General features: G+C 71.4%; 6 protein-coding genes. All 6 read right to left on the reverse strand.

Going from position 1 to position 12,143, the window contains the following annotated elements; all coding sequences use genetic code 11:
• Window positions 1–32: 32 nt before the first annotated feature.
• Window positions 33–1,556 carry a tRNA (N6-isopentenyl adenosine(37)-C2)-methylthiotransferase MiaB gene (gene miaB, locus ACWD3C_RS14340; protein ID WP_451143608.1) on the reverse strand — a complete coding sequence of 508 codons (1,524 nt, stop codon included), beginning with the start codon at window positions 1,554–1,556 and terminating at the stop codon, window positions 33–35.
• Between the two features lie 63 nt (window positions 1,557–1,619).
• Complete coding sequence (locus tag ACWD3C_RS14345; RefSeq protein WP_451143610.1) at window positions 1,620–6,290, reverse strand: FtsK/SpoIIIE domain-containing protein; 4,671 nt, start codon at window positions 6,288–6,290, stop codon at window positions 1,620–1,622.
• A 281-nt stretch (window positions 6,291–6,571) separates the two neighbouring features.
• The gene (locus ACWD3C_RS14350; protein ID WP_451143612.1) at window positions 6,572–8,332 is read right to left on the reverse strand and encodes a hypothetical protein; all 1,761 of its coding nucleotides are present in this window, start codon (window positions 8,330–8,332) and stop codon (window positions 6,572–6,574) included.
• Window positions 8,329–8,904, reverse strand: a complete 576-nt coding sequence (locus tag ACWD3C_RS14355) for a sigma-70 family RNA polymerase sigma factor (protein ID WP_451143614.1) — start codon at window positions 8,902–8,904, stop codon at window positions 8,329–8,331. The genes ACWD3C_RS14350 and ACWD3C_RS14355 overlap by 4 nt, the downstream gene beginning before the upstream one ends.
• A 382-nt stretch (window positions 8,905–9,286) precedes the next feature.
• Window positions 9,287–9,586 (reverse strand): hypothetical protein, encoded by a 300-nt coding sequence (locus tag ACWD3C_RS14360; protein WP_451143616.1) that lies wholly within the window; start codon window positions 9,584–9,586, stop codon window positions 9,287–9,289.
• Between the two features lie 185 nt (window positions 9,587–9,771).
• Window positions 9,772–12,012, reverse strand: coding sequence for a hypothetical protein (locus ACWD3C_RS14365; RefSeq protein ID WP_451143618.1), 2,241 nt, complete (start codon window positions 12,010–12,012; stop codon window positions 9,772–9,774).
• Between the last annotated feature and the right edge of the window lie 131 nt (window positions 12,013–12,143).

A 12,143-nucleotide genomic window follows, 5' to 3' on the forward strand; every position in this document is an offset into this window, starting at 1 on the left:
CTGTCCTTGCCGAGGTCCCGCCGAGCGCTGCCTCAGTCGCAGCCGCAGCCCGGTGCCGCCGCCACCGGAAGCGGCTCGGGGGCGCCGATCTTCGGGAGGCCCAGCATCACGCCCGCCGGCTTGGCGGTCTGCGCCGCGTTCCGCTTCTCCCAGGCGTCGCCCGCGCGCGTGCGGCGGACGTCGAGGACGGTGCCCTCGGCGAGGAGGTGGTGCGGGGCGGCGTAGGTGATCTCGACCGTGACCACGTCGCCGGGGCGGACTTCCTCGTCCGGCTTGGTGAAGTGGACGAGGCGGTTGTCGGGGGCGCGGCCGGAGAGGCGGTGGGTGGCGCCGTCCTTGCGGCCCTCGCCCTCGGCGACCATCAGCTCCAGGGTGCGGCCGACCTGCTTCTTGTTCTCCTCCCAGGAGATCTCCTCCTGGAGGGCGACGAGACGCTCGTACCGCGCCTGGACGACCTCCTTGGGGATCTGCCCGTCCATGGTCGCCGCCGGAGTGCCGGGGCGCTTGGAGTACTGGAAGGTGAACGCCTGCGCGAAGCGGGCCTCGCGGACGACGTGGAGGGTCTGCTCGAAGTCCTCCTCGGTCTCGCCGGGGAAGCCCACGATGATGTCGGTGGTGATCGCGGCGTGCGGGATGGCGGCGCGGACCTTCTCGATGATCCCGAGGTAGCGCTCCTGGCGGTACGAGCGGCGCATCGCCTTCAGGACCGTGTCCGAGCCTGACTGCAGCGGCATGTGCAGCTGCGGCATCACGTTCGGCGTCTCGGCCATGGCCGCGATGACGTCGTCGGTGAAGTCGCGCGGGTGCGGGGAGGTGAAGCGCACGCGCTCCAGGCCGTCGATCTTTCCGCAGGCCCGCAGCAGCTTGCTGAAGGCCTCGCGGTCGCCGATGTCGCTGCCGTAGGCGTTGACGTTCTGGCCGAGCAGCGTGATCTCACAGACGCCCTCGGCGACCAGGGCCTCGACCTCGGCGAGGATGTCGCCGGGGCGGCGGTCCTTCTCCTTGCCGCGCAGTGCCGGGACGATGCAGAAGGTGCAGGTGTTGTTGCAGCCGACGGAGATGGAGACCCAGGCGGCGTACGCGCTCTCGCGCCGGGTCGGCAGCGTCGACGGGAAGGCTTCGAGCGACTCGGCGATCTCCACCTGCGCCTCTTCCTGCACGCGCGCGCGTTCCAGCAGCACCGGCAGCTTGCCGATGTTGTGCGTGCCGAACACGACGTCGACCCAGGGGGCCTTCTTGACGATCGTGTCGCGGTCCTTCTGCGCCAGGCAGCCGCCGACCGCGATCTGCATGCCGGGCCGCTTGGCCTTCATCGGGGCGAGGCGGCCGAGGTTGCCGTAGAGCCGGTTGTCCGCGTTCTCGCGTACGGCGCAGGTGTTGAAGACGACGACGTCGGCCTCGCCCTCGCCGGTGCCCTCGGGGGCGCGTACATAACCGGCGTCCTCCAGGAGACCGGACAAGCGCTCGGAGTCGTGGACGTTCATCTGACATCCATAAGTGCGTACTTCGTATGTCTTGACGCCCACTGCCTGGCTCCGGTCGCTGCTGCTGGTCATTCTGAAAGCTTAAGGCAGCGCCGCTCCGCACCGGTCGGCGGTGTGCGGAGCGGCAGGGGCCCGTCAGTCCTGGCCGTCCACGGCGTCGAGCACGGTCTCCGGGATCTGTACGTTGATCAGTTCCCCGGAGCGCGGGTCGACGGTGAGGGCCCGGCCGGGCTTGCGGCCGCGCAGGTGGGCGTGGGCCAGGCGGGCGCCGATGAAGTCGCCCTCCAGGACGCTCTGCGGGCCGAGGAGGACGCCCTTGCGGTGCCGTTTCAGTGCGCTGAGCCAGCCCATGGCCCCCGTCATGGTCTCGGCGGTGGCGGCGATGACGATGCCGATGCCGCGGTCCCTGCCGGACTGGGCCAGGGAGCGCAGGTTCTGGTCGATGTCCGGCAGGACGAACAGATCGGCGTCGTCCACGACGACCACCCGGGGGCCGCTGCCGGACTCCAGTGCCTCGGTGAACTCCTCGACCGTGGGCTCCGTGGCGGTGATCAGCCGTACTCCCGGATGGTTTTCGAGGGCACGCAGCGGCGACTCCCGGGGGGCGAGGATCACCAGCCGGGTGCCGGAGGCGAGCAGCGTGACCGCCAGTGACGCCAGGGTGGTGCTCCGGCCGGAGCCGGGAGGGCCGACGACCGAGAAGGTCGGTGAGGTGTCCCCGAAGTCCACGCCCACCGGGGACACCTCGTCGCCGCCGAGGCCCAGCAGGCCCCACATCGGTCGGCGGAATGCGTCGGCCACCTTCTCGTAGGCGTCGGTGAAGGTCACCTTCACCGGCAGCGTGCCGATGCGGGCGGGCCTGCGTTCCGCGGGGAGTCCGGCGTCGCGGCGGGTCGCCTCGGCGCCGATCCGGCGCAGGGCCTCGGCCTGCTCCTGGCCGCCGGCGCCGGGGGCGAGAAGTGCCACCTGGATCTCGGTGCCGCCGTCGGAGGTCCAGCCCCGGCCGGGCTGGATGATGTCGGGCATGTCACGCGAGCGCTTGCCGACGACGTGGTAGTCGGTCCGGTCGTTCAGGCGCAGCAGCAGCTTGTTGTCGTTGAGCGCGGTGGCCCGTCCGGACAGCAGTGCGCGTTCGGAGGTGGCGACGACATGCAGGCCCATGGCGGCGCCCTCTCTCAGCAGCCGGTTGAGCTGCTCCACCAGGCGGCCGCCGTTGTGGTCGGCGACGGCCTCGATCAACGCGTCCCAGCCGTCGATGAACAGCATGATGTGCGCCGGGCGGGCACCGGCATCCACCATCCCGCGCAGCTCGGTGAGGTTGCTGGCGTGCTGCTCCGTGAGGAGTTCCTGGCGCCGTTCCACCTCCGCGTCGAGTCGGGCGAGCAGCCGCTCCAGCCGCTCGATGTCACCGCGCGGGACGACCGCGCCGCAGTTGGGCAGCACCCCCAGGGCCGACAGCGCGCCGCCGGCGAAGTCGATGCCGTAGAGGTGGACATCGGCGCTGGGATGGCCTTGGGCCAGTGCTCCGGCCATGGTGCGCAGCACCTGGGAGCGGCCGGAGCGCGGGATGCCGATGACGTACAGGTGTCCGAACTCGGCGAAGTCCAGGCGGACGGGGAGCTGTGCCTGTGCTTCGGGCAGGTCCGACATGCCCCAGGAGACGGGGGCCAGGCGGGCGCCGCCGGGTTCCTCGGGCTGCGGCAGGTCGTCGATCAGGACGTTCTGCCCGAGGGCCGGCAGCCAGGGGCTGGGCTGCGGGGCGCACCCGGCGAGTTCCGCCGCCTCGGACAGCGCCTCCACCAGCGCGTTGAGGTCGGTGGGAACCTCGTCGTCCGCCGTGCCCTCGGCCGTGTCGCCGTCCGGCTCCCCCTCGGCCGTGCCGGGCGGGCCGACGGCGCGGCCGAGGCGCTGCCAGTGGAGTTCGGTCCCCCAGATCCGGGGTTCCTCGGCGGGCCGCTGTTCCTGGGGCGCGTTCGCCTCCACGGCCCCCGGGGCCTCCGTGGGCGGCTTCACGCCGGGCCGGGGTGTTCCGGCGAAGGCGGTCTGGAAGGGGACGACCGTGCCGTGGCCGAGGCGGGCGAGGGCGCGGCCGGGGGTGGCCGCGGAGATGCTGACGGCGTCCTTGCTGTCGATGACGTCCTGGCTCTCCGAGGCATCGGTGACGCGCAGCGCGATCCGCAGATTGGTGTTGGCCCGGATGTCGGAGTTGACCACTCCGGCCGGGCGCTGAGTGGCCAGGATCAGATGGATGCCCAGGGAACGGCCGCGCTGGGCGATGCTCACCAGGCCGGGGATGAAGTCCGGGATCTCCCGGTAGAGGGTGGCGAACTCGTCGATGACGATCACCAGCCGGGGCACGGGCAGCAGCCCGGGGTTGCGGCGGCGCATGCCCTGGTACTCGGGCAGGTCCTTGGCGCCGGCCTCGGCCAGGACGTGCTCGCGGCGGGTCAGTTCGGCCCCGAGCGAGGTCAGCGCGCGCTGCACCAGGTGGCTGTCGAGGTCGGTGACCATGCCGAGGGTGTGCGGCAGGTCCACGCAGTCCTTGAAGGCGCTGCCGCCCTTGTAGTCGACCAGGACGAAGGTGAGTTCGTCCGGCCGGTTGACCGCGGCGAGCGCGGCCACGAAGGTCTGCAGCAGTTCGGACTTGCCTGATCCGGTGGTCCCCGCCACCAGGCCGTGCGGACCGTCCTTCACGAGGTCGAAGGAGGCCGGACCGTCGTAGCCGGCGCCCAGCAGGACGCCGGTGGACGCGGGCCGCTGTGTCCAGCGTGCGGCGACCAGCTCGGCGCTCGGCTGCGGCAGCCCCAGCAGGTCGAGGAGTCCCACCTTGGTGGGCAGGCCCTCGGAGGCGTCCGGGGTGACGTCGCGGATCGGGGCGACGCCCCGGGCCACGCGTTCGCACCAGTCGGGCTCGACCAGGTCCGGCCGGATGCCGGGGATGTCGGGCTGTCCGGTACGGCGCAGGATCAGCCGGTGGTCCTCGTGGCGGACCACGGCGGTGCATTCCTCGGGCAGGAGCCGTTCCTCCTGGTCCAGGCAGAGCGGGAAGATCCGGACCGCGGGGCCCTCCTTGAGGATCGGGACCACGCCGGGTACGTCGCGCAGGCGCCGCGCCCCGTCCATCACCACCAACACGTCCGGTTCGCTCAGCAGCGCCTTGCTCATGGTGGACTCGGCGGCCCGCTGGCGGGTGCGCAGGGTGGAGACCAGTTCGGCCACGCGGTTGGCCACCGTCTCCGGGTCGTTGCCGATCAGGGTGACGGCGCCGACGCGGGTGCCGGGCAGGCCGTCCCGGGAGTGCGGGAGCCAGCGGGCCCAGTGCCAGGAATCCTGCGAGGCCTTGTCGGTGAGGACGACGATCCGCAGGTCGCGCGGGGTGTGCAGGACCGCGGCCTGGGCCGTCATCCAGCGGGCCAGGGCCTGGACCGGTCCCGCCGCACCGGCCAGGCCGACCACACCGCAGTCGACCAGGTCGACGCTGACCGGGGCGTCCGGGATCGTCCAGTGCACGGCGGTGTGGTTGTCCTCGCGGGCGGTGTCGTCGATGCCGAGCAGGGACGGCTGCGGGGCGGTGCCGATGCGCAGGGCCAGGTGGTCGGGGTCGCCGCGGCGCCGTTCCCACAGCCGGCGGCCGGGGCCGACCGCCCACAGTCCGGCCACCGCCGGGTCGGGCGCGCTCTCGGTGCGCAGCCGCCGCTCGGTGGCGACCTTCTGCCGGACGTCCTCCTCCAGCGAGGCGCGGCGCTGCCGGTAGACGCGGGACTTCTCCTCGTAGTCCTTGCGTGCCTGCCGTCGCCCGGTGATGTAGTTCGCGGCCACCAGCACCGGCGACAGGAACATGAACATCAGGTAGAAGTACGAGTTCCAGAAGAGCATCATGCCGACGCCCATCACCATCGGGGCGAGGGCCACCAGCAGCGGAATCGGCCTGCGCCCGGGGGGATCGGGCGGTCCGGGCAGCCGGAAGCGCTCGGGGGCCAGGTGCGGCAGGATGCGCGGCGGCCGGTTGTAGTCCAGGCCGCCCCCGCCCTCGGACGGCACCACCGCCGCGTCCCGGGGGGTCGGTTCGGCCAGCCGCAGCAGGTACGCGCCGACGGACAGCTCCGCGTCGACAGACCAGAGCGCCCAGCCGTCGGGGAGTTCCGCGCTGTCGACAGCGGCGTCCTCCGGCGCGTCGGCCTCGGCGTCTTCCTCGTCCTGCTCCGCGAGGGGCAGCAGCGGAGTGTTGGGCCTGCCCCGGTGCTCCGGCGGCTCCGGTACGGACAGCTTGGCCGGGCCGCCTTCGGGGAGCTCCACGATGGTTGATCCGTCCGGGCGCACGGTGACCCGGATGCCCTCGCTCGGCATGCCGCGGCCTTCGAGGGGTACGGCAGCGTCCTCCAGCGGGCCGATGCCGTGGGTGCCGAGGCCGAGCGGGTGCACCCGGCCGGCGTCCGGGCCGCCCACCACCTGGAGTTCGACCACCGGTGAGTGGTCCACCCGGTGCGGCTGCGGCATGGCGGCGCGCTCGGGGCCGTAGGCGGTGGCGGCCGGTGGCTGCGGGGCGCCGAGGGCGACGACGCTGCCGTCCATGAGGGCGGTGCCGGCCAGCGGGGTGCCGGGGGCGAGGGGCTCGTCGCCCAGGTAGCAGGCCGGGGCCGGTCCCGCTGTGGGCGGCGGGGCCCCGGTCTTGTCGGTGTCGCCGGTGCGCAGTTGAGCCAGGTGCGCGGCGACGTCCTCGACGGGGGTGCCGGCGGACGCGCTGAGCAGGACGTCCTGGCGGCCGGTGGCGTCGCCGTCGGCGACGGTGGTGATGAGGAGTTTCACTTCTCCCCTTGGGGGTGGTTCGGCGGGGTGGGTGGTTCGGGGCGGTGCTTGTGCGGTGCTTGTGGTGCGGGGGTGCTTGCGGTGCGTGGTGGAGGGCCGTCGGGCGCTTCGAGGGTTCGAGATGCGGGATGCGGGGCGGCCCTCCGACGCCGTGACGCCGTGACGCTGTGACGCTGTGACGCCGTCCAAGCGGGTCCGGGGAAGCGCGGGTACGTGCTCTCGGTGCGGCGAGAGCACGCACCGGGCGGCGTGGGGGCGTGCCTGGACTTCCCCGGGGTCGCTCAGTCCTCGCGCCTGCCGGAGGAGGCCGCGGTGGTGCGTTCTCGGGCGGCGTCCGGTTCGGCGAGCAGGTCGGGGCCGGTGGTGGTCCGGGGCGGGGCCGTCGCGGTGGCGGTGGTCCGGGGGGTGGGTTCCTGGCGGGTCTCCTGGAGGTCGTCGGCTTCCTGGCGCGACCGGGACTCCTGGAGTTCCCGCGCCCGACGTTCCGGGGAGCCCGGTCCCTGAGAGCGCGGCCGTCGCGGTGTCGCCGTACCCCGGCGCGGGCTCGCCTCACGGCGCAACCGGCGGCGGTCCGCCCGGACCGCGGCCGCGACGGCTATGCCCAGCGGCGCGGAGTCCGCGTCCAGCCCCAGCTCCGGCGCCACCACCCGGCCGCGTGCGTCGACCCGGAGGGCCCAGCTGTGCCCCGCCACCCGGCCGTCGGCCAGGCAGACGACGGCACCCGAGGCGGCGAGGGCACTCAGCCGCCGTGCCTGCTCCGGGCTCGGGGCGGCGCAGACGACCACGGTCGTGGCGGCGCGGCCGGATTCCCCGATCCCGCCGCTCTCGCCGGTTCCTCGGGCCTGCCCGATCTCTCCGGGCTCTCCGGGCTCTCGGGCCTCGGCGATCCCCTCGGGTTCCGAGGCGGCCGCCTCCAACTCCCGCAGCGCCGTGTCGAGCCGCTGCCCCCGGTGCTGCGGATGGACCCCGTCCGCGACGATGACCGAGGCTCCGCTGCCGGGCCGGTCCAGCTGGGCGGCCAGCGCCTGGAGCAGCCGGGTCCGGGCCCCGAGGTCACCCTCGACGGTGATCAGCCGGGGGCCGGCGGCCAGGTCGAGGTGGACACAGGCGTGGTCCGCCATGCCGACGGCGACCGGCAGCGGACGGGCGTGCGTACCGGACCGGGGCCTGGCCTCCGGCAGCGTGTCCTCCTCCGCCAAGGGAAGCTCCCAGCGCTGCGGGCCTGTCTCGTCGGAGGTCTCCCAGGGAGCGGGCGGCTCGGGCAGCCGGCGTGCGGCGATCTGCACGGCGGCGCGGCCGGGTTCCGTCCGTACGGCGTAGGGCACGGCCCCGGGTGCGTCGGCCAGGGCCCCTCCGGCGGCGTCCAGCAGCCGTCGGACGAGCAGGCCGTTACGGGGGGCGGCCAGCTGACGGGCCAGGGCGCGCACGCCGCGGCGATGGCGCCGATAGGCCCGCAGCGGCTCGCCGAACGCCCTCCGGGTCAGGGTCAGCTCACGACCGACGCGCCGCCGGAAGCGCCGCCAGCCGCCCCGCTTGCGGATCACATGCCTCAGCAGCAGAAAGAGCAGCAGCAGGACCACCACGGCCACGATGATGACCGTGAGCAGCGAGTCGTTGGGCTTCCCCAGCGCGATGACAGAGAGGGCCGATCCATGCACCGCGTACGGGCTGATCACGCCGGGAGTGCCGGGAGCGCCGGGAGAGGTCAGGTCGGCGGTGGTGGGGCCTGAGCCGTTCAGCTCGGGAGGGGCGAAGTCGGGGGCCGCCGGGCCCGATCCCGGCGTGGCAGGGGTCGTGGGGGCGGGGCTGGTCGTGCCGGTGGCGGCGAGGTCGAGACCGGTCAGGTCGGCGGTGGTGGGGCCTGAGCCGTTCAGTCCGGGAGCAGCGAAGGCAGAGGCCGTCGGACCCGATCCCGGCGTGCCGGGAGGCGCGAGGTCGGAGCGTGTCGTGCCCCGCATCGGCGTGCCGGGAGTCGCGAGGTCGGGTGCGGTCAGGTCGGGCGCAGCCGGGCCGTCGGGGCCCGTCGTGGCTGTCGTGGTCATGCCGCCGTCCGTACGTGCTGTGGGTGCCGGCGGCGCAGCTCCCGTATCGCGTGATGGGTCCGGGACTTCACCGTTCCCGGCGGTATGCCCAGGGCGCTCGCGGCGTCGGAACCGGTGCAGCCGAGGACGTAGACGTAGAAGAGCACTTCGCGGTGGGGGTGCGAGAGCCGGGAGAGGGCGTGGACCAGGAAGCGGCGCTGGACGGCCTGGCGCATCGGGTCCACGGGGTCGACGTGTTTCTCCAGTGTGTGTTCGTGCTGGATCTCGGCGTGTGGCCGCTCGCGCCGGGACCAGTCGATCACCAGGTTGTGCGCCACCCTCATGAGCCAGGCCCGGGAGGGCGTCCAGTCCGGCGGCTGGTCCGTCGTGCTCAGCCAGGCGCGTACCAGCGTCTCCTGGACGAAGTCCTCGGCACGCTGCCGGTCGCCGCGCAGCAGACCGGACACATAGCGCAGCAGCGGACCGCGATGTTCTTCGTAGAGCCTGCGGATGGATCCGTCGCCGGGGGGCGTGGCTCTGTCGGCGTCGGGAGGGCTCGCGGCCGGAGCGGGGCTTGGCGTGGTCGTTCTCATAGGTTCCCCCAGGACCGGCAGCGACTTGAGCCGGTCCGGGTCGGGCGCCGCGTATGCGGCGTGAGCTGGGCAGGGCTGAGCACGGGTACCCGAGGTGCCCTCACGCTTCACGAGTGGAAGGGGAGGTTCACTTGAGGTGGGAGTCTATGAGGGGTTCTGGAAGTTTCAAGGGTTCCTGAGGGGAACCTGAGGTTACTGATGAGAACGAGATCCGGCTGAGCGTCCTCTGAGACAAATGACAGCTGAACGACAGCTCGGCTTGTGGGAAAGCACAAGGCAGGGGCGCCGGCCCTGGGGGGAGTGATGGGCCGGCGCCCCTGCGGGTCAGGGGTCGGCCGGAGGGGGGAATCCGGCCGGCGCCCCTGCTCGGGGTGGACCGGGATCAGCTGGGGATGCCGCCGGCGATCTGGCTGTCCAGGTTGTTGACGGCGTTGGCGATGTCCCGGAACTGCTTGGAGAACTGGGTGATGTTGTTGACGGCTTCGGTCAACGACTTGTTGAAGTTGGCGTAGGACGCCTGCATCTTCGGGCTGGTCGCGGTCAGCAGCATGCCGCCCTGAAGAAGGTTCTCGACCTCACCCTGCAGGGAGGTCAGCTGGGGGACCAGCGTGTCGCTGACGGCGGAGTCGAGCTTCTTGGCAGTGCTCTCGATTTCCTCATCGTCGATGACGTTCTTGGGCATGGTGCACCTCGTTTTCTGTTGCCGTGCGTCCGGTCACGACCGGCCGGAGCACAGGGTGATGGTGGTACTGCTGGCCGCGCACCGGTCGGTTCGGTACGCGACAGACCCGGCGGCGCCGGAAGAGATGCGCGCAGGGAGCTTTGGGGGGTGGGGAGGCGCGGGACGGGCCGCCGCCCCACGTGGGGTCAGCGCCAGGGCTCGTGGAGGTACCCAAAAGTAGGACCCAGGTTGCTGTAGCGCTCGTGCTGGGCGGTGGAATCCTTCAGGTACCAGGTCCCGTCCTCGCGCCTGAGCCAGATCTCCTCGATCTCGTTGTTCGCGCCGACGACGAGGCGCCGTCCAAACTCGTTCTCGCTATAGATCGTGACGACCTTCAGGACGGAACCGTCGGAGTCCGTGTAGTTGGTCCGGGTGACGCCGTCCTGCAACTGGGTCGTCTCTCCCTCGGAGTAGGAGCCGGCCGGGCGGCCGTCCGGGCCGACGAGCGGGTTCTCCACCGCGAGATACGCGGGAGGCCTGTCCAGCTGCTGCTGGGCATCCTCCTTGCCGGCCGGCGAGTTGAAGTAGGTCTCCTTGTCCATGGTGAGCACCCACTCGCCGTCCCGCTGGACCCAGATCTGGAGGGTGTCCTTGCCGGTCTCGTCGGTGACCCAGCGCACCGGCCCATCCGTATAGATCTTGGTGACGGAACCGTCCGAGTTCCGGATCGTCGTCACGGAGTCGTCGTCGCCCGACGGCAGCCGACGGTACGTCTCGGAGTAGGTCAGCCCCGTGTTCTTGTTGGTGACGGTGGTCGTCGTCTCGACGGGCTCGCCGTTCTTGTCGAGCTTGATCTCATAGTTCTCGTCGAGCTCGTACGAGACCGTCGTGGTGCTGTTGTCGTCCTCGATCGTGTGGCCGTTCGGCACATAGGCCGGACCTCCCAGATCGTCCGGCCCATCGCGCCTTCTCAGCAGCGGGTCGCCCTCGCCGCTCTCCGGGTCCCACTTGTAGTCGCGCAGTTCGTCGTACTTCTCGCCGACGTACTTCTGGAGGTGCTCCTGCCTCTTCTGCAGGGGCTCCTCCTCTTTGCGCAGCGCTGCCTGGTCTTCCTCGGCCTCCACCTGGTCCTGCCACAGGTCCTCCTGCCGGGTCCGGAGGTCCTTCCACTCCTTGTCCAGGGGAGCCTGCTGTTTCTGCAGGTCCTCCCGTTGCGCGTCCAGATCCTCCCGGGCCTTCCGCACGGTGTCTTCGACTTCCTGCTGCGTGGACAGTTCCAGGGCCCGCAGGTCCTCCTGCTTCTTCAGCAGTTCGGCCTGTCTCTCGGTCAGAGGCTCCTGTCTGCCGACCAGAGCCTTGCGCTCCTCGTCCAGCTCCCGCTGCCGCTCACGGAACGGATCGAACGCCTTCTGCTGGTCCTTCTGTTCCTGCTCCAAGGCGTCCCACCGCTGCTCCAGCCCCTTGCCCTCCGTCTCCCACAGGTCGTCCCGTTCCTTCTGCAGGGCGTCCTGTCTGCCCTGCCAGGCGTCGATCTCCGCCCGGGTGACGTTCCCCCTGCTCAGCAGGGCGTCCCGCTCCCGCCACAAGGCATCCTGTCTGTCATCCAGGGCGCCCTGCTTGGTGTCGTAGGCCTGCTGATCCAGCTCCAGGGCATCGGCCTTCTTCTGGAAGGCCGCGTCCAGTTCCTCACGGAGGGCCTTCTCGTCCCGCCAGATCTCCTGCTGCTTCCGCAGGATCTCCTCCTGCTCCTTCGCCAGGGGCTCCGCGCCCTCGCGCAGGGCGTCGTACTCCTTCTGCAGCTCCGCCCGCTTCGCCTGGAGCTCTGCCTCCCGCTCCGCCAGGAGATCCTTCTCCTCCTGCTGGAGCCGCTGCTGCTTGAGCTGGAGCTCCTCCTGCACCTTCAGCAGGGGCTCCTGCTTCTTGCTCAGCTCCTCGTGCTCCTTGTCGAGGGCTTCCTGCCGCTTCTGCTGGTCCCCCAGCCGTTCGTCGATCTTCCGCTGCTTGACCTGCAGTGCGTCCCGTTCCTTCTTCAGGCGTGCCTGCTCGACCTTGTAGTGGCCCTCCAGGGTCCTGATCTTCTCCCCGCGCCGCAGATCGTTCAACCGCTGGTTGTACGTCTCGTTCTGCCGGCGGGCATCCCCCCGGACCGAGTCGGTGATCTGCTGAGCCGCGCCGGCGGCGAGGGACGCGTCCTGGTCGTAGAAGGCCTTGCCCGCCCGGTCGAGGAGATCCCCGAGGTCCGTCATGACCTGCCACGCGTCACGGAACGACTTCTGCCAGGCGCCGTAGAAGTCCTCCAGCGCCTCGGCCGTCTCCCGGCGGGGGCCGATGTCCCCCGCGGCGAACGTCTTGTCCGTCTGCGAGGTGACGTCCAGCTCATCGCGGAGGTGCCACAGATGGCGCGCGAGGACGGTCATCAGGTCGTAGTCGTAGGAAATACGAACCATTTTGTTCCGCCCTTTCTTCGGGAAGCCGTTTCCTCGGGAAGCCGTTGCGGAGCGGTCTGTGCTGCGCCGAGGCCGTCGGTGTCGGGTCGCCCTGTAGACGAAGACGCGGGTCCGGATGGTTCAAAGAGATT

The organism is Streptomyces sp. NPDC002845, assembly GCF_053591955.1.

Coding starts and splice junctions, on each gene's coding strand:
- miaB (WP_451143608.1), bottom strand. CDS start 1,556: ATGACCAGCAGCAGCGACCGGAGCCAGGCAGTGGGCGTCAAGACATAC.
- ACWD3C_RS14350 (WP_451143612.1), bottom strand. CDS start 8,332: ATGACCACGACAGCCACGACGGGCCCCGACGGCCCGGCTGCGCCCGAC.
- ACWD3C_RS14355 (WP_451143614.1), bottom strand. CDS start 8,904: ATGAGAACGACCACGCCAAGCCCCGCTCCGGCCGCGAGCCCTCCCGAC.
- ACWD3C_RS14360 (WP_451143616.1), bottom strand. CDS start 9,586: ATGCCCAAGAACGTCATCGACGATGAGGAAATCGAGAGCACTGCCAAG.
- ACWD3C_RS14365 (WP_451143618.1), bottom strand. CDS start 12,012: ATGGTTCGTATTTCCTACGACTACGACCTGATGACCGTCCTCGCGCGC.